This is a genomic window from Nostocoides sp. F2B08, assembly GCF_009184895.1.
Lineage (GTDB): Bacteria > Actinomycetota > Actinomycetes > Actinomycetales > Dermatophilaceae > F2B08.
This window is the reverse complement of record NZ_WESE01000002.1, coordinates 190,595-208,243: the sequence shown is the minus strand read 5'-3', so window position 1 is coordinate 208,243 and position 17,649 is coordinate 190,595. Positions and strand designations below refer to the sequence as shown.

Sequence of the window (17,649 nt, the reverse complement as noted above, 5' to 3'; positions counted from 1 at the left end):
TCCGGGCGCGCAGGGTCAGGGTGCCGGGGGTGCGGTGCTGCCGCGCACCACGAGGTGGGTGGCGAGATCCATGCGCAGCGTGTCGACGCTCTCGCCGGCGGCGAGCCGCATGACGAGGCGCGCGGCCTCCTCGCCCATGCGGCGCAGCGGCTGGTGCACCGTGGTCAGCTGCGGGCTCAACCAGCGTGCGAGCGCGATGTCGTCGTACCCGACGACCGAGAGGTCACCCGGGACGTTGAGTCCCTGAGCAGCGGCGGCGCTGATCACACCCAGCGCCTGCAGGTCACTGCCGGCGAAGATCGCGGTGGGCCGGTCGGCTCTGGCGAGGAGCTCGCTCGCGTGCGCCTCGCCTCCGGTGGGGTGGAAGTCCCCGAAGCGGATCCAGTCGGGGTCGATCGGCAGGTTCGCCGCATTCATGGCGGAGCGGTACCCGTCGACGCGGGCCAGCGAGCACATCATGTCCTCGGGGCCGGTGATGGCGGCGATGCGGCGGTGTCCGAGCTCGATGAGATGCCGGGTCGCCGCAAGACCGCCCGACCAGTTGGCCGAGCCGACCGACGGCACGTCGGGAGCGGGGTCGCCCGCCGGGTCGACGATCGCGAACCGGACTCCGCGCGAGCGCAACTTCTCGCGGTGCGGGGTCGCGAGGTCGGAGAAGACGAGCACGACCCCGAGCGGCCGTCGCCGTAGGACGCCGTCGATCCAGTCGGGTGCGGGTGAGTGGCGGTCACCGCTCACGGTGAGCACGACCGACAGTCCCGCCTGCTGGGCCACGTCCTCGACGCCCTCGATGACCTCCATCGACCACGTGGGCTCGAGCTCGTGGAAGACCAGCTCGATGGTCTCGGCGCGCTGGGCACCGCGGCGTTGGTAGCCGTGCCGGGTCAGATGCTCCTCGAGTCGAGCGCGCGTCGAGGCGGCGACGTCGGCGTGCCCGTTGAGCACCTTCGACATCGTCGAGAGGGACACCCCGGCCTCCGCGGCGATCTCGGCGAGCGTGACCCCTGATCGGGCTGCCACGGCGGGCTCCTTCCTCGTCATGTGGGACTGGACCGTTCGTCGGCGGGCTCACGGTTGGGGCCGCCGTCGCTATCGTTGCACAAGTTTCGAGGAGAACTCCGACAACTTTCGACAACCGCTCTGGACACTCGTCCCACAGAGGTATACGTTGTGAGAGACAACAATTCTATCCGGTGTCAAGGAGTAATGCCATGAGGCCCCCCGTCCCATCCGACAAGTTCACCTTCGGTCTCTGGACGATCGGGTATGGCGGAACCGACCCGTTCGGCGGCCCGACCCGACCGCCGCTCGACGTCGTCCATGCGGTGGAGAAGCTCGCCGAGCTGGGCGCATACGGTCTGACGTTCCACGATGACGATCTCTTCCCGTTCGGCTCCAGCGACGCGGAGCGTCAGACGCAGATCGACCGGCTCAAGGGTGTGCTGGACGCCACGGGTCTGAAGATCCCGATGGTCACCACCAACCTCTTCTCGGCACCTGTGTTCAAGGACGGCGGGTTCACGTCCAACGACCGCCGAGTACGGCGGTTCGCCCTTCGCAAGGCGCTACGCCAGCTCGAGCTCGGTGTCGAGCTCGGTGCCGAGACCTTCGTCATGTGGGGCGGTCGGGAGGGTGCCGAGTACGACGCCGCCAAGGACGTGCGGACCGCGCTCGAGCGGTACCGCGAGGCGGTCAACCTCATGGGTCAGTACGCTATCGACAAGGGATACAGCATCCGGTTCGCGATCGAGCCGAAGCCGAACGAGCCCCGCGGAGACATTCTCCTGCCGACCGTCGGTCACGCTCTCGCGTTCATCGACTCGCTCGAGCACCCCGAGCTGGTGGGCCTGAACCCAGAGGTCGGCCACGAGCAGATGGCGGGCCTGAACTTCGCGGCCGGGGTGGCCCAGGCGCTCTACCACGGGAAGCTCTTCCACATCGACCTCAACGGCCAGCGCGGCATCAAGTACGACCAGGACCTCGTGTTCGGCCACGGAGACCTCCACAACGCCTTCGCTCTCGTCGACCTCCTCGAGAACGGTGGCCCGGGCGGCGGCCCGTCCTACGACGGGCCACGTCACTTCGACTTCAAGCCGAGCCGCACCGAGGACGAGACGGGCGTGTGGCAGTCGGCTGCGGCGAACATGCGGACGTACCTGCTGCTCAAGGAGCGGACGGAGGCGTTCCGCGCCGACCCCGAGGTGCAGCAGGCGCTCGGCGACGCGCGGGTCCCTGAGCTGGCCACCCCCACGCTCGGTGCCGACGAGTCCTACGATGAGCTGCTGGCCGATCCTTCGGCGTTCGAGGACTTCGACACCTCGGCGTACTTCGGCGGCAGAGGATGCGGGTTCGTTCGGCTGCAGCAGTTGGCGACCGAGCACCTCATGGGCGCTCGCTGACCGGAAGCCGGTCCTCGCATGCCATTGGTGATGGGGGTCGACAGCTCGACCCAGTCGTGCAAGGTCGTCGTCGTCGACACCGACACCGGCTCCGTCCTCCGCGAGGGGCGGGCAGCGCACCCCGACGGCACGTCGATCGACCCGGAGGCGTGGTGGAGTGCCCTGCGAGCCGCGATCGCCGACGCCGGAGGGCTCGACGATGTGGCAGCCTGGGCGATCGGCGGGCAACAGCACGGCATGGTGGCGCTCGACGAGAACGGTCAGGTGGTCCGCGATGCGCTGCTGTGGAACGACACTCGCTCGGCATCCGCGGCTGGAGCCCTGGTGGCCGAGTTCGGCGCCGCCGAGCTGGCCAGGCGCACCGGCAGCGTGCCCGTGGCGTCGTTCACCGTCGCCAAGCTTCGGTGGCTGCGCGACCACGAGCCGGCACAGGCCGCACGGGTTGCGGCAGTCGCGCTTCCCCACGACTGGCTCACCTGGCGGTTGCGCGGCTTCGGCCCCGACAGCCCGCGCGGCCCGGTGCTCGACGAACTCGTCACGGACCGCTCCGAGGCATCGGGCACCGGGTACTGGTCTCCCGCGACCGGCGAGTACGACCGTGAGCTGCTCGTGGCGGCCCTCGGGCAGGATGTCGTCGTGCCGCGCGTGCTCGCCCATGACGCACGCGTGGCCGATGCCGGTGGTCGTCGGGTCGGGCCGGGCGCGGGCGACAACGCCGCTGCCGGTGTCGGGGTGGGTGCCGTCCTCGGCGATGTGGTCGTCTCGATCGGCACCAGCGGTACGGTGTTTGCCGTGAGCGACTCGCCGGTCGTCGACCCAACGGGTGCGGTGGCCGGGTTCGCCTCGGCCGACGGGCACTTCCTCCCGCTGGTCTGCACGCTCAATGCGGCCCGGGTCCTCGACGTCATCGCCAGGCTGCTCGCGGTGGACCACGAGGGGCTCAGTCGGCTCGCACTCGCAGCTCCTCCCGGTGCGGAAGGTCTTCACCTGGTGCCGTACTTCGAGGGTGAACGCACCCCCAACCTGCCGGACGCCACCGCCGAGCTGCACGGCATGACGCTGACCTCGACGACGCGGGAGAACCTCGCCCGTGCCGCGGTCGAAGGAATGCTCGGGGGTCTGGCCGCCGGCCTCGACGCTCTGCGCGGTCTCGGAGTACCGATCCGTCGCGCCGTCCTCGTCGGTGGAGGTGCGCAGTCCCACGCAGTACGCGAGATCGCCCCGTCGGTGCTCGGCGTACCGATCGAGGTCCCCCCTCCGGCGGAGTACGTGGCGCTGGGTGCTGCGCGTCAGGCGGCGAGGACGCTGCTCGGCGAGTGAGCGACTGCGCTGCGTCAGCGGCGGCCGCGGATGCGGCGGGTGACTTCGGCGGCGGCGGTGCGCACGGACCCGACGACGACGCCGACCTCGAACACGCGGTCGACGGGGTAGGTCGCGGCCACGGCGGCTACCGGGTAGTCGTTGTGATCCAGCACGGCCACCGCGACCGACGCCAGACCGGGCGTGACGAGGCCGTCCTCGAGCGCATACCCACGGGCGCGGGTGTCCTGCAGCTCCCGGCGTAGCGCGAGGAGCGAGGTCGGACCCCGACCTGCGCGCTGCACGAAGGCCTCCCGCCCCGGGTACAGCGCGCGGACCTGCGCCGCCGGTAGGGCGGCGAGCATCGCCAGGCCGGTGGCTGTGAGCGATGCCGGCAGTCGAACACCGACGTCGCTGACCAGGTGCGGTCCGCCCGGGGCGCGCTGCTCGATGACGTACAGGACGTCGCGACCGTGCAGGACAGCCAGGTGGGCGTTGAGCCGGGTGTCGTCGACGAGCCGATCCATGACGCGGCGCGCGACCCGCTGCAGCGGCGCCTGGCGCTGGTACGCCGAGCCGAGCTCGTACACCGCCACGCCGAGACCGTAGCGGCGCTCCTCCGGCAGGTGGCGGACGAAGCCGCGCGAGGTGAGCACCGCGAGCAGGTGGTAGACGCTCGACCGCGGCAGCCCGAGCTCGCGCGCGATCGTCGCCGCGGGCAGCGGCTCGCCGTGGCGGGCGAGGAGGGTGAGGACATCCAGACCGTGCGCCGCGGCGGTCGCGTTCGCCATGTCACCTCCTACGTCGTTTGTCTGATATCCGAGACAGTATGCGGTGCGCGGCACTCGTGACCCCGCTCGCCGGGGTGTTGCATGGCTGACATGAGTACAGAGATTCCCGCTGTGGTGGTCGGCGCCGGACCGCTCCGTGTCGAGGACGTCGTCTCCGTCGCCCGGCACGGCGCGCCGGTCGTGCTCGCCGACGAGGCGCTCACCGAGGTGCGGCGCACGAGGGCCGTGATCGACGGCCTCGCCGACGACACCGAGCCGCACTACGGCGTCTCGACCGGGTTCGGTGCGCTGGCGACGAAGCACATCCCCGTCGAGCGCCGCCGGCAGCTGCAGCGCTCGCTCATCCGCTCGCACGCGGCCGGAACCGGCGACCCGGTCGAGACCGAGGTGGTCCGCGCGCTCATGCTGCTGCGGATCGCGACCCTCGCCACGGGCCGGACGGGGATCCGCGAGGAGACGCTCACCGCATACGTCGCCATGCTCAACGCCGGCATCACCCCGGTCGTCCACGAGTGGGGTTCCCTCGGCTGCTCCGGCGACCTCGCCCCCCTCAGCCACTGCGCCCTCGCGCTCACCGGTGAGGGACCGGTGGACGTCGACGGTGCGCGCACAGAGGCCGCCGACGCGCTCGCCGCGGCCGGCATCACCCCGGTCGAGCTCCAGGAGAAGGAGGGCCTGGCCCTCATCAACGGCACCGACGGCATGCTCGGCATGCTCTGCCTCGCGATCCACGACCTGCGGATGCTCGCGACCGTCGCCGACATCTCCGCGGCGATGAGCGTCGAGGGACTTCTCGGGACCGACGACGTCTTCGCCGCCGACCTGCACGCCCTACGGCCGCAGCCCGGCCAGGCGCTCTCCGCCGCGAACATGCGGGCGATGCTGGCCGGCAGCCCGATCCGCGCCTCGCACGACACCGACGACTGCCCGCGCGTCCAGGACGCCTACTCGCTGCGCTGTGCACCGCAGGTCACCGGTGGGTTGCGCGACACGATCGAGCACGCGGCCCGGGTTGCGGCCTTCGAGCTCGCGAGTGCCATCGACAACCCCGTCGTGACGCTGGACGGCCGGGTCGAGAGCAACGGCAACTTCCACGGCGCCCCGGTCGCCTACGTCCTCGACTTCCTCGCCATCCCCGCGGCCGACGTCGCCTCGATGGCGGAACGGCGCACCGACCGCTTCCTCGACGTCGCCCGCAACAACGGCCTGCCGCCGTTCCTCGCCGACGACCCCGGCGTCGACTCGGGCCTGATGATCGCGCAGTACACCCAGGCGGGGCTCGTGGCCGAGCTCAAGCGGCTCGCCGTCCCCGCCAGCGTCGACTCGATCCCGAGCAGCGCCATGCAGGAGGACCACGTCTCGATGGGCTGGGGCGCCGCGCGCAAGCTCCGCCGCTCCGTCGAGGCCCTCGGCCGCGTCCTCGCCATCGAGCTCATCACCGCCGCCCGGGGCATCGCGCTGCGGGCACCGCTGCAGCCCGCTCCGGCCACCGCGGCGGCGATCGCCGCGCTCGAGGCGACCGGGCGGACCCGGCCCGGGCCGGACCGGTTCCTCGCACCCGACCTGGCCAGCGCATACAGGACCGTCATCTCCGGCGAGCTGCTCGACGCGGTCGTCGCCGTGACCGGCCCCCTCAACTGACCCCGTCCCGCGAGGGACGGGTGGCCGTTGGTCATCCGCACCGATAGCCACCGCAGAACCGTCCGTCGCAGCAGACCATCACGACAAGGAGACCCCAATGGAAGGCGCCCGACCCGTCCGAGCCGCCCGCGGCACGACCCTGACCGCCCGGCAGTGGAGCACCGAGGCCCCGATGCGGATGCTCATGAACAACCTCGACCCCGAGGTGGCCGAGCGGCCGGACGACCTCGTCGTCTACGGCGGCACCGGCCGCGCCGCCCGTGACTGGCGCTCCTTCGACGCGATGGTGCGCACCCTCGAGGGGCTGAAGGCCGACGAGACGATGCTCGTCCAGAGCGGCCGTCCGGTGGGAGTGTTCCAGACCCACGAGTGGGCGCCGCGCGTGCTCATCGCCAACTCCAACCTCGTCGGCGACTGGGCGACGTGGCCGGAGTTCCGTCGACTCGAGCACCTCGGCCTGACGATGTACGGACAGATGACCGCCGGCAGCTGGATCTACATCGGCACCCAGGGGATCGTGCAAGGCACCTACGAGACCTTCGCGGCCGTCGCCGAGAAGCGTTTCGGCGGGACCCTCGCCGGCACGCTGACCCTCACCGCCGGTTGCGGCGGCATGGGCGGCGCGCAGCCACTGGCCGTCACCCTCAACGACGGGGTGTGCCTCATCGTCGACGTCGACCCGCACCGGCTGCAGCGCCGGGTGGAGCACCGCTACCTCGACGAGGTCGCGAACGATCTCGACGACGCGGTCGAGAGGGCCCTGCGCGCCAAGGCGGAGCGGCGGGCCTGGTCCGTCGGCGTCGTCGGGAATGCGGCCAGCGTCTTCCCCGAACTGCTCCGCCGTGGTGTGCCGATCGACATCGTCACCGACCAGACCTCGGCGCACGACCCGCTGTCCTATCTGCCCGAGGGGGTCGCCCTCGAGGAGTGGGCCGAGTACGCGGAGAAGAAGCCCGAGGAGTTCACCGACCGGGCCCGGGAGTCGATGGCGAAGCACGTGCGGGCCATGGTCGAGTTCCAGGACGGCGGGGCCGAGGTCTTCGACTACGGCAACTCGATCCGTGACGAGGCCCGCCTCGGTGGCTACGACCGGGCCTTCGAGTTCCCCGGCTTCGTCCCGGCCTACATCCGGCCGCTGTTCTGCGAGGGCAAGGGCCCGTTCCGCTGGGTGGCACTCTCCGGTGACCCCAAGGACATCGCGGCGACCGACCGGGCCGTGATGGACCTGTTCCCCGACAACGACCGGCTGCAGAAGTGGATGCGGGGTGCGGCCGAGAAGATCGCGTTCCAGGGTCTGCCCGCGCGAATCTGCTGGCTCGGCTACGGCGAGCGCGACCAGGCCGGGCTCGCCTTCAACGACCTCGTCGCCCGCGGCGTCGTGAGCGCGCCGATCGTCATCGGCCGTGACCACCTCGACTGCGGTTCGGTCGCCTCGCCCTACCGCGAGACCGAGGCGATGGCCGACGGCTCGGACGCCATCGCGGACTGGCCGCTGCTCAACGCACTCGTCAACACCGCCTCCGGCGCGAGCTGGGTGTCACTGCACCACGGCGGCGGCGTCGGCATCGGCCGCTCCATCCACGCCGGTCAGGTCTCCCTCGCCGACGGCACCCCGCTCGCGGCGGAGAAGCTCGCGCGGGTGCTGACGAACGACCCCGGGATGGGCGTCATCCGGCACTGCGACGCCGGCTACGCCCATGCCGAGGAGGTCGCGGTCGAGCGCGGGGTGCGCGTCCCGATGCGGGAGGGCTGAGCGGCGGTGGCGGAGGTGCGGCAGTCGTCCTCAGGGTCCGGCGGGCTCGGTCACATCGGCGACCTCGGCGCCCAAAGCGGTGATCACGTCGTCGGCGTGGACGGTCACCGCGACCCCGTGCGCCCCCGCGCCGAGCGAGACGGTGCGGCCGACCAGCGTCGAGTCGGCGATGACCGGCCACGGCCCGTCGGATCCGGTATGCGCCGCTCCGAACGGCGTGATCGTGCCCCGCTCGTAGCCGGTCGCCTCCTTCGCGGCCGCGGCGTCCGGCATCGACAGCCGGCTCACGCCGAGATGGGCGCGCAACAGTTGCCAGGAGATCTCCCGGTCGCCGGGGACGAGCACGAACAGGTAGTCGTCCTCCCCGCGGCGCACGACCAGCGTCTTGACGATGTCCCGGGGCTCGACGCCCCGAGCGGCGGCGGCCTCGGCGAGCGAGCCCACGCGGCCGTGACGCGTCACCGCATACGGGATACCCGACTCCTCCAGCGCGGCCAGGGCGCGCTCCGCTCCGCTGCTCATCCCCGCACTCTAGGACCCGAGGTGGTGGAATGAGGTCCGTGGCTGAGTTCACGAGGATGTGGGCCGACCTGGCACCGGTGGGACGGACCGCGTCGAGCGGCGGCTACCGGCGGTTCGCGTGGACCCGTGAGGACCACGACCTGCGCGAGTGGTTCGCTGCCGAGTGCGCCCGCCGCGGTCTCGACGTCGTGACCGACCGGGTCGGCAACCAGTGGGCCTGGTGGGGCGACCCGGACGCGGCCCGGCACGCCGGCCGGCCCGGTGTCGTGACGGGCTCGCACCTCGACAGCGTCCCCGACGGGGGCGCCTTCGACGGGCCGCTCGGCGTCGTCAGCGCCCTCGCCGCCCTCGACGGGCTCCGGGCCCGCGGCCATGAGCCGAGCCGTCCGATCGGCATCGTCAACTTCGTCGACGAGGAGGGTGCGCGCTTCGGCGTCGCCTGTGCCGGCTCGCGCATCCTCACGGGAGTCCTGGACCCGGACCGAGCGCGGGGTCTCATCGACGACGAGGGCCGGACGATGGCGAGCGCGATGACCGTGGCGGGCCACGACCCGGCCCACCTCGGCCGCGACGACGAGGTGCTCGCCCGGATCGGGGCGTTCATCGAGCTGCACGTCGAGCAGGGCCGTCATCTCGTCGACGTCGGTGCCGCCATCGGGGTGGGTAGCGACATCTGGCCCCACGGCCGCTGGCGCATCGACCTGCCGGGGGAGGCCAACCACGCCGGCACGACGGCTCTCGAGGATCGCCTCGACGCGATGCTCGGGGTTGCGGCGGTGACGATCGCCGCACGTCGCGCGGCGCAGGAGCACGGGTGCGTCTCGACCGTCGGCAAGGTCCAGCTCACCCCCAACGGAGTCAACGCGATCCCCAGCCACGCCGCCGCCTGGCTCGACGTGCGCAGCGCCGACGCCGGCGCCGTCCGCACGACGGTGGCCGAGGTGACCGAGGTGGCCGAGGAGTTCGGCGGCCGGGTGCGCGAGGAGTCGTGGACCCCGACGACGGCCTTCCACCCCGTGCTCGTCGAGCGTCTCGCGGCCGGGCTCGGCGGTGTGCCCGTCCTGGGCACCGGAGCCGGCCACGACGCGGGCATCCTCGCGACGCACGGGATCCCCGCGGCGATGCTGTTCGTGCGCAACCCGACCGGCGTCTCGCACTCGCCGGAGGAGTTCGCCGAGGAAGCCGACTGCCTGCTCGGCGTCGGGGCACTCGTGGCCGTGCTCGCCGACCTCACGAGCGACCCGACGGACGAGACGCCATGACGACGTACTGGTGCCCGCGGGCGACCCTGCCGGAGGGGGTGCGCAAGCGTGTCCGCCTGCGCGTCGAGGAGGGCCGGATCGTCGAGGTGACACCGGGGGTGGACTTCGCGCCGGGCGACACCGTGCTCGACGGGCTGGTTCGTCCGGGCTTCGCCAACGCGCACTCCCACGCGTTCCACCGGGCCCTGCGCGGACGCACGCACGCCGACGGCGGCACCTTCTGGACCTGGCGGGAGCACATGTATGCGGTGACCGCCGCCCTCGACCCCCTCACCTACGGGGCGCTCGCCAGGGCGGTCTTCGCCGAGATGGTCCTCGCGGGGTACACGGTCGTGGGCGAGTTCCACTACCTCCACCACGGCCCCGACGGTGTTCCGTACGACGATCCCAACGCCATGGGGGAGGCGCTGCTCGACGCGGCCGAGGAGGCGGGCATCCGGATCACCCTGCTCGACACGGTCTACCTCGCCGGTGGCCTTTTCGCGTCCGGCCACCAGCCGCTCGACGACACCCAGCGCCGGTTCTCCGATGGGTCGGTGCAGGCCTGGCGCGAGCGGGTCGGGCGCCTCGAGCCGCGGACGACGGCCCGGCACGGGGCGGCCATCCACTCGGTCCGGGCGGTGCCCCGCGAGCATCTCGGCGAGGTGGCCGGCTTCGCGCGGGCGGGTCTCGGTCAGTCCGACGACGACCCCGCCCCGCTGCACATCCACCTGTCCGAGCAGCCCGGAGAGAACCTCGCCTGCGAGCACTTCTACGGCATGACCCCGGCGGCGCTGCTCGCGGCCGAGGGTGTCCTGAGCCCAGACCTCACAGCGGTCCACGCCACGCACCTGACGACCGAGGACGTCGAGCTGCTCGGTCGGGCCGGCACGTTCGCCTGCTTCTGCCCGACGACCGAGAGGGACCTCGCCGACGGAATCGGCCCGGCGCGGGCCCTCCACGACGCGGGCGTCGGCCTGTGTATCGGGTCGGACCAGCAGGCGGTGGTCGACCCCTTCGAGGAGGTGCGGGCGATCGAGCTGCACGAGCGCCTCGTCTCGCTCGAGCGCGGCCGGTTCACCCTCGGTGAGCTGGACCGGATCGGTTCCGAGACCGGGTATGCGTCGCTCGGCTGGCCCGAGGGCGGCACCCTGCGCGAGGGAGCGCTCGCCGACTTCATCTCCGTCCGACTCGACGGCCGGCACACGGCGGGGACCGACCCGGAGCAGGTCGTCTTCGTCGCTGGCAACCACGACGTGAGCGATGTCGTGGTCGGCGGCCGGCATGTCGTCGTCGGTGGACGGCACATCCTCGGTCCGGTCGGTCCGCTCCTGCGCACGGCCATGTCGCGGGTGCGGCCTTGAGCACCGTCCTCGTCACCGGGGCCGCCGAGCTCGTGACGTGCGACCCGACGCTCGGCCTCGGACCGCTCGGGATCGTGCCGGGCGGCGCCGCCGTCGTCGAGGCCGGTCGCATCGCCTGGGTGGGACCGGCGGCGGGGGCTCCGGCGGCCGACCGGGTGGTCGAGCTGGACGGTCGCGCCCTGGTCCCGGGCTTCGTCGACTCGCACTCCCACCTCGTCTTCGCCGGCGACCGCGCCCACGAGTTCACCGCTCGGATGGCGGGGGAGGCCTACGACGGCGGCGGGATCGGCACATCCGTCGAGGCCACCCGCGGCACGGACGACGAGGAGCTGCGGGCCCTCGTCGCGTGTCGGGTCGCGGAGATGCGCGCCTCCGGCACGACGACGGTCGAGATCAAGAGCGGCTACGGCCTGAGCGTCGCCGACGAGAAGCGGTCACTGCGGATCGCCGCCGAGTTCACCGACGAGACGACGTTTCTCGGGGCGCACGTCGTGCCCCCGGACGCGCGCGCGGGCGGCGAGGAGGCGAGGCGCGCATACCTGGATCTCGTGACCGGACCGATGCTGCAGGCGTGTGCTCCGCATGCCCGGTGGGTCGACGTGTTCTGCGAGCCGAACAGCCCCTACGCCTTCACCGAGGAAGAGTCGAGGCGCGTGCTCGAGGCGGGACGGGACGCCGGACTCGGGCTACGGGTGCACGGCAACCAGCTCGGACCCGGCCCGGGCGTGCGCCTTGCCGTCGAGCTCGGTGCGGCGTCGGTCGACCACTGCACGTTCCTGTCGGAGGCCGACATCGAGGCGCTGGCGGGTGCGGCCGGCACGACGGTCGCGACGCTGCTCCCGGGTGTCGAGTTCTCGACGCGCTCGCCGTACCCGAACGCCCGGCGCCTCATCGATGCTGGTGTCTCCCTGGCGCTCGCGAGCGACTGCAACCCCGGCACCTGCTACACGTCCTCGATGCCGTTCGTCATCGCGCTCGCCGTCCGCGAGATGCGGATGACCGTCGCCGAGGCGCTGCTCGCGGCGACGGTGGGGTCCGCCAGGTCACTGCAGCGGGACGACATCGGTCGGATCGCCCCCGGGATGCGCGCCGACCTCGCGACCATCGACGCGCCCAGCCACGAGCACCTCGCCTACCGTCCCGGCATGGCGATCACGCGCGCGCTCGACCTGGAGTGAGCGGCGCGCAGTCCATATCTCGGCCCCGTCGGATGGGCATCAAGCCGATCGTCCCAACCGGACGCCTGTACCGGCGGGTCGTCAAGAGAGGAGCCGTGCGGATCTCCCCGGACCGTCCGCGCGTGGACACGCCTGGGATCGGAGAGGTCGCTACACACGCTCTATCTGACCCTCTGAGGAGTGCCTGCCAACGTCGCTGGCCCGGGGGGATAACCGCGCAAGTGCTGGCAGGGGCGTCAACGCCGCGCTGATGAGCACCGCGTCACTTCGTCTAGTCAGGGCTACCTGTGGGGAGGTCTCGATATACGCCCAGAGATACTGATATCATCGACGCGATATCGAAAGGAGGAGCTGCATGGAGCAGATTCTGATCCGGAACCTGCCCGCAGGCACCAAGGCGGCGCTCCGAGCCCGCGCCGAGCGGCACCACCGATCCGTGGAGGCGGAGGCTCGCGAGATCCTCGCCGAGGCGGTCGCCAGTGAGCCGGCATCGATCGTGGACCTGGTCGCCATGGACGAGGGCGCCGAGATCGACTTCGAGCCCGACCGGCTCGGCCTGACCGCGCGCACCGCTGCGCTGTGAGGTACCTGCTGGACACCAACGTGGTCTCCGCACTGCGAGTCCGCGGCCGCGAGCCGCAGGTCCAGGCGTGGGCAGCGTCGATCCCCGTGGCCGACCAGTATGTCTCGGCGCTCACTATCGCCGAGATCGAGCGTGGAGTCGTCGCCAAGGAACGCACCGACCCCGCCCAGGGAGCCGTTCTTCGCCGGTGGCTCGAGGAGCACGTCCTACCCGCCTTCGCCAGCCGCGTCCTCCCCTTCGACCTGCCCGCAGCGCGGATCCTGGCCACCTACCCTGTCCCCGACCAGGCGCCACTGGACGACGCGCTCATCGCCGCAATCGCTCAGAGCGCCAGCATGACCATCGCCACCCGCAACACCAAGCACTTCGAACCCCTCGGCGTCAGCACCATCAACCCGTGGAGCCAAACCGCGTAGCGGTCAGGGCCAACAGTCACTTCGCCGCCAGTCGGGCGTGGCGAGTCAGGCGGATCGAGCGATCTCGTGCTCGACGGCGCGGCGGATCCATGCCGAGACGGATCGGTCGTCGGCCTCGGCGCGCTTCTTGACCTCGTCGAGGAGCTCGGGCGGGAACCGTACCGGAATCGGGGCGGTCAGCTGCTTCGAGCGCCGGCGGGGCGGGCCCTGAGGCTCCTGGTTCTCCGGTTGGGCGTAGAAGTCATACTCCTGCTGCGGAGTTCTTGGGTCAGTGTCAGTACTCATCACGGTCCCTTCGGTAGGTAGCGGCAAGGCCCGAAGAGCCTCGTCGCAGCCGATCGGCCGGCACTTGCTCGGATCGCCCGATCGCGAGGGTGCGATCGGCACGACGAGGACGGTGCCTGCCCCTTCGGCCACCAGCAGATAGTGCGCCGGTGGCTTGGCGGGCTAGAAGAGCGGATCGTTGACCCACACGTCACGGACGTCGTCAAGGCCGAGGTGCGGGTGCTTGAACAGGTGCGCGGCCTGAGCGTCGATCCCGAACGGGTCCTGCTCGGTGAGGTCTTCCTGGTCAGCGAGGTCGGGGGTAGCGTCGTGTGGGCGGGTCCGGGAAGTGGCTGATCCGAAGTGCCGGTGTGCGGGTGCAAGCCGGCCGCGCTGGATATCTGAGACGCCCCGCTGTGCCCTCCCGGGCCCGCCTCGTCGATCTCGGCGCTGACACTGCCGGCGGCTCGGGCGTCGGCGATGCGGCGCTTGAGGCAACGCATCGCTTCGCGAGGGCTCTTGCCGGCGGCGATCTTGCGCAGGTAGTAGGCCCGCCCGTCGGTGTCGTGGCGGATCTGAGTAGCCGCGGCGATATGGGTCATGTGGTTCATCCGCCGGTTCCCAGCGCGAGAGCCGATGCCGCACGATCTCACCGGAGGAGGCCTAGATCGCGGCGGTGCCTGGCCCAGGACGCGAATCGGTTCCGGTCGGCGAAGCGGGCCACGTCACGGACGTCGGCGAGAACTCGTGCGGCGACGACCGGCCCGACCCGGGCAGCTCCATCAACGTCGAGCCGCGGGCCTGAACCATCGCCTTGAGCTCCTTGCGCAGCTCCTTGATCTCCTTCTCCACCACGACCAGCTCGGCCAACAACTCCGCGGCCAGGCGGCGGCGGGTCTTACCGACCAGGTCCCGCGGGCGGACCGAGGCAAGCATGGCCTTGGTCTGAGCTGATCGCGGCGGTCGACCAGCATCCGCAACGCCTCGAGTTCGGCGTCGTAGGAGAGCACCCGCAGGCCCGGGGTGCGCACGGCCACCACGGCGACCGAGTGCGCGTCGTGGGCGTCGGTCTTGCGGTTGTGTCCGGTGTCGAACAACCTGGCCCGAGCCGACAGCTTGGCCGGCACATCGACCACCTGCTCGCCATCTGCGAGGAGCCGCTGCGCCAACCGCCGGCCGGCGCCGTTGCTGCCCTCCACCGCCCAAGTCCGCTCCGGCCAAGCGGTGACGTGCTTGCGCATCGCGCGATAGCCGGCGTTGTCGGTGGCGAACCGTCCGGTCGCCAACACCCTCTCGTGCCTGTCGACGACCTCGATCGTGACCGACAGCTTGTGGGGATCCACCCCGATGAACACCCTCACGACAGCGCCGCCTTGGTCTCGCATCCAATCAGGAGGACGGCGGTGCTGCTCTCAGCGCGGCCATGTGCGGGCGGACGGGCTCAGTTCGTGACGCCCGCGTCCCGAGCCTGGAGCGCTGCTCGCAGCTGACTGAGCCACCGCAGACCCAGCTGACGACCGTTCGGCAGCTGATCGTCTCGGTCCCAGCGCCACGTCGTCATCAGCGCCAACGTGAGCAATCGACAGTCACGGAGCACGTCTCGGTCGACCTCGGGATAGAACTCGCTGACCTTCTCGGGCGCGTGCGCGAGGTCGAACTCGACGGGTCCACGGCAGCACGTCTCAAAGTCGATGAACAGCAATCCCTGCCTCGTGGTCAGCAGATTGCCCGAGTGCGCCTCTCCATGCAGCAGCTGCTCCGAGGTACCGCGTTCCACGATCGCTCGCGCTCGGGTCCGCAGGGTGTCGATGAGCAGTGCACGGTCGACGTCGACCAGCGTCGGAGTCTGGTCCCGGTCGACCAGCAGCCGTTGCGCTGATTCGACGCGGTCCGTGAAGTGCGGCGTGGAGACGTCAACTGCGCGCATGCCGGTGTGCAGCCGATGCAGGGCGTCGGCGTAGTCAGCGGGTGCGACGCTGTTCGACGACGCGGCTTCGTAGTAGGTCCAGAACGTGGCCTCGAAACCACCGCGACTGTGGACGCCTGGGGCTATTCGTGGGTCGAGGACGGCGACCGGGCTTCCCAGGCTGGCGAGGCGTTGAGCGATCGGGATCTCGAACCTTCCCAGCTGGTAGGCCACCGGTGCCACGCGAGCCACCACGTCACAGGGGAGCAGTCGCAGAGTGAGCTTGTTCGAGTTATTCAGGATGACCACGTCATCGGCCGCCAAGCCGAAGGCGGCGGCAACCGAGGCGGCCGCGGCTGCCGCGCGTGACGTCTCCGGTCCGTCCATGATCGTCAGCCTTCGGTCGACTCCGTGCGTTGCTCCAGCGATCGATCTGACGAACCTACCAAGGTGCCTCGGCATCGTTCGCCACGTCGCCTGTCGCTGAACTCGCCATCCCCACGAGCTCAACCATCGGCAGAATGCACCCTCATTTCAGCCTGGACCCACCCACGGCGACATCCTCGTGCGGCGCATGAGGTGATGGCCGACATGAGTCCTTCCGCCGGGAGCTGGGCGCAGTTCGGGGTGCGCCTGGAGGGCAGCGTCAGTTCGCCCCGAATCGCCCCATCTTGCAGCCAGACCTGAGCTCAGCCGCCACCGATCTCAGGCAATCCGTGCCTTCTTCCCTCTCCGCGGACATCCTCTGCGCCGCAGAGAGCACAGGCCCGGTAGGGCTGGTTGTCCGCGGTCTTCCGCTGCACCCAGGTGTGCATGCCAAGCCGGCATCGGAGTCGCTTGCCCATCGTCGTCTCCTCTTGACGTTCCAGTCTATGGCGTCGGCTGGCTTGATCGGAAGACCGGCCCCGCACGCCACCGTGCACGCGCGACTGCAGAGGCATCACGTCGCCGGCTGATGGGCTGGTGCTATCGCGTCCAGGGTCGGGCGGCAGGCTGCCCAAACGAGGGAGGGTAGAGGAACGCCGTGACGGGGGCGTCGCTCCGATCGTCACTGGCGACCCGATACGGCCGGGAGGACCACCCGTTCGCGACTTCGGCCCCCGGACATTGGGGGTCTCTTGTGCCGGGACATCCGTGGAGCCCACACTCGAGGTGTGTAGCAGCCGGATGGTCTGGCAGCGGATCGGAGCGCCATGCGCCCGTACCTTCGCTTCGCAGGATTGCTTGCATTGACCGGTGCCGTCGCCGTGTCCGGTTGTTCCGGCGATCCGGCTCAACCGCGGAGCGAGACCACCACGGAACGGACAGCTGCCAGCAAGACGGTCCCCCCGTATCTGACGTTGCCTGAGCCGCCGGGTGAGCTCGTTGACGTGGGTGGACATCGGCTGCACCTGTACTGCACCGGAGAAGGCGAGCGGACCGTCCTGTTGGAGGCGGGCCTGGGAGACTGGTCGCTCTACCTGCGGGGGTTGCAGGACGAGCTGGCGACAACGACTCGGGTCTGCACCTACGACCGAGCCGGCTACGGATGGAGCGAGCCCGGCCCCATGCCGCGCACCGGCGCCCAGATCGTCACCGAGTTCGAGGCGCTGCTCGAGGCGACCGGCGAGTCCGGCCCGTACGTGCTGGCCGGTCACTCCTTCGGCGGACTGACCACGCTGCTCTTCGCCGAGGACCACCTCGAGGAGGTCGCCGGCGTGGTGCTCATCGACTCCTCCCACCCACGCCAGGAGGAGGCGTTCGCCGACGTCCCCGCCTACGTAGCGGCCCAGAAGGACTTGGACGCGCAGTTCGAGAGCATCGCGGCCCGGGTGGAAGCGGGCCAGGTCGGACCCGTCGAGGTCCTACCGCTGGCCCCTGGCTGGCTGCCGTTGCAGCTGAAGTACCAGTGGGCCGCCCAGTTCGCCCAGCCGCACAGCATGCAAGCCGCGATCGCCGAGCACGACGCCTGGGACCAGACCATGGCTCAGGTTCCAGGTCGGGGCTCGCTCGGTGACCTGCCCCTCATCGTCATCGCTGCCGGCCTCGGCGTCGGCGAAACCGACCCGGGCAATCCCCTGACCGGTGACGAGGCCGAGCGGATCAACTCGATCCGGCGAAGCCTGCAAGAGGACCACCTCACCCGATCCAGCAACGCCCGGCTCATCGTGGCCGAGAACAGCGGCCACACCGTCTACGTCGACGAACCAGAACTCGTCCTCGACGCAATCCGCGCACTCGCCACACCGAAGTAAGCGACAGGCAGCCGACCCGTCACAACTCAACCTCCCGCCGCGTGTCGCTCGGCGGCCG

The 17,649-nt window shown here is 70.9% G+C and carries 17 protein-coding genes and 1 pseudogene; 11 read left to right on the top strand and 7 right to left on the bottom strand.

Annotation, left to right across the window (positions count from 1 at the left end; all coding sequences use genetic code 11):
• Positions 1-15 precede the first annotated feature (15 nt).
• Entirely contained in the window at positions 16-1,020 is a 1,005-nt protein-coding gene (locus GA707_RS04610; RefSeq protein WP_226963536.1) for a LacI family DNA-binding transcriptional regulator, read from the bottom strand.
• Between the two features lie 191 nt (positions 1,021-1,211).
• On the opposite strand from GA707_RS04610, the gene xylA reads away from it, so the two are divergent.
• Together xylA and xylB are read left to right on the top strand one after the other, a co-directional pair.
• Positions 1,212-2,399 (top strand): xylose isomerase, encoded by a 1,188-nt coding sequence (gene xylA / locus GA707_RS04605; RefSeq protein ID WP_152177247.1) that lies wholly within the window; start codon positions 1,212-1,214, stop codon positions 2,397-2,399.
• 18 nt (positions 2,400-2,417) lie between these two features.
• Complete coding sequence (gene xylB / locus GA707_RS04600; RefSeq protein ID WP_193315171.1) at positions 2,418-3,719, top strand: xylulokinase; 1,302 nt, start codon at positions 2,418-2,420, stop codon at positions 3,717-3,719.
• Positions 3,720-3,733: 14 nt separating this feature from the next.
• On the opposite strand, the gene GA707_RS04595 is transcribed toward xylB, so the two are convergent.
• Positions 3,734-4,489: an IclR family transcriptional regulator gene (locus GA707_RS04595; RefSeq protein ID WP_152177246.1), complete on the bottom strand. Its 756-nt coding sequence runs from the start codon at positions 4,487-4,489 to the stop codon at positions 3,734-3,736.
• A gap of 90 nt (positions 4,490-4,579) precedes the next feature.
• Between GA707_RS04595 and hutH the strand changes: the two genes are divergently transcribed.
• Both hutH and hutU read left to right on the top strand, forming a co-directional pair.
• The gene (gene hutH / locus GA707_RS04590; protein WP_226963535.1) at positions 4,580-6,130 is read left to right on the top strand and encodes a histidine ammonia-lyase; all 1,551 of its coding nucleotides are present in this window, start codon (positions 4,580-4,582) and stop codon (positions 6,128-6,130) included.
• Between the two features lie 97 nt (positions 6,131-6,227).
• Positions 6,228-7,883, top strand: coding sequence for a urocanate hydratase (gene hutU / locus GA707_RS04585; protein WP_152177244.1), 1,656 nt, complete (start codon positions 6,228-6,230; stop codon positions 7,881-7,883).
• 30 nt (positions 7,884-7,913) lie between these two features.
• Here hutU and GA707_RS04580 read toward each other — a convergent pair whose 3' ends face one another.
• Positions 7,914-8,405, bottom strand: coding sequence for an aminoacyl-tRNA deacylase (locus tag GA707_RS04580; protein ID WP_152177243.1), 492 nt, complete (start codon positions 8,403-8,405; stop codon positions 7,914-7,916).
• A 29-nt stretch (positions 8,406-8,434) separates the two neighbouring features.
• Here GA707_RS04580 and GA707_RS04575 point away from each other — a divergent pair, with 29 nt between their 5' ends.
• From GA707_RS04575 to GA707_RS04555, 5 genes are all read left to right on the top strand, one after another.
• A complete protein-coding gene (locus GA707_RS04575) occupies positions 8,435-9,667 on the top strand; it encodes an allantoate amidohydrolase (RefSeq protein ID WP_226963534.1) in 1,233 nt (410 codons plus the stop codon).
• Complete coding sequence (locus GA707_RS04570; protein WP_152177242.1) at positions 9,664-11,010, top strand: formimidoylglutamate deiminase; 1,347 nt, start codon at positions 9,664-9,666, stop codon at positions 11,008-11,010. The genes GA707_RS04575 and GA707_RS04570 overlap by 4 nt, the downstream gene beginning before the upstream one ends.
• Positions 11,007-12,188 (top strand): imidazolonepropionase, encoded by a 1,182-nt coding sequence (gene hutI / locus GA707_RS04565; protein ID WP_152177241.1) that lies wholly within the window; start codon positions 11,007-11,009, stop codon positions 12,186-12,188. Before GA707_RS04570 ends, hutI begins: the two co-directional genes overlap by 4 nt.
• 355 nt (positions 12,189-12,543) lie before the next feature.
• Positions 12,544-12,771: an Arc family DNA-binding protein gene (locus tag GA707_RS04560; RefSeq protein ID WP_152177240.1), complete on the top strand. Its 228-nt coding sequence runs from the start codon at positions 12,544-12,546 to the stop codon at positions 12,769-12,771.
• Complete coding sequence (locus GA707_RS04555; RefSeq protein WP_152177239.1) at positions 12,768-13,187, top strand: type II toxin-antitoxin system VapC family toxin; 420 nt, start codon at positions 12,768-12,770, stop codon at positions 13,185-13,187. The genes GA707_RS04560 and GA707_RS04555 overlap by 4 nt, the downstream gene beginning before the upstream one ends.
• A 45-nt stretch (positions 13,188-13,232) precedes the next feature.
• Here the strand turns inward: GA707_RS04555 and GA707_RS04550 are convergent, their stop codons facing one another.
• Positions 13,233-13,472: a YlcI/YnfO family protein gene (locus GA707_RS04550; protein ID WP_152177760.1), complete on the bottom strand. Its 240-nt coding sequence runs from the start codon at positions 13,470-13,472 to the stop codon at positions 13,233-13,235.
• A gap of 141 nt (positions 13,473-13,613) precedes the next feature.
• Between GA707_RS04550 and GA707_RS20720 the strand changes: the two genes are divergently transcribed.
• Complete coding sequence (locus GA707_RS20720; protein WP_193315227.1) at positions 13,614-13,808, top strand: hypothetical protein; 195 nt, start codon at positions 13,614-13,616, stop codon at positions 13,806-13,808.
• Between the two features lie 292 nt (positions 13,809-14,100).
• On the opposite strand, the pseudogene GA707_RS21695 reads toward GA707_RS20720, so the two are convergent.
• The 3 genes and pseudogenes from GA707_RS21695 to GA707_RS04535 all read right to left on the bottom strand — a co-directional run.
• A pseudogene (locus tag GA707_RS21695) lies at positions 14,101-14,181 on the bottom strand (hypothetical protein); the annotation flags it as partial.
• Between the two features lie 52 nt (positions 14,182-14,233).
• Positions 14,234-14,836 carry a transposase gene (locus GA707_RS21690; RefSeq protein ID WP_370459998.1) on the bottom strand — a complete coding sequence of 201 codons (603 nt, stop codon included), beginning with the start codon at positions 14,834-14,836 and terminating at the stop codon, positions 14,234-14,236.
• A gap of 56 nt (positions 14,837-14,892) precedes the next feature.
• Positions 14,893-15,744 (bottom strand): phosphotransferase family protein, encoded by an 852-nt coding sequence (locus tag GA707_RS04535; RefSeq protein WP_152177238.1) that lies wholly within the window; start codon positions 15,742-15,744, stop codon positions 14,893-14,895.
• A gap of 983 nt (positions 15,745-16,727) precedes the next feature.
• Here GA707_RS04535 and GA707_RS04530 point away from each other — a divergent pair.
• The gene (locus GA707_RS04530; RefSeq protein WP_226963533.1) at positions 16,728-17,591 is read left to right on the top strand and encodes an alpha/beta fold hydrolase; all 864 of its coding nucleotides are present in this window, start codon (positions 16,728-16,730) and stop codon (positions 17,589-17,591) included.
• The last annotated feature ends 58 nt before the right edge of the window (positions 17,592-17,649 follow it).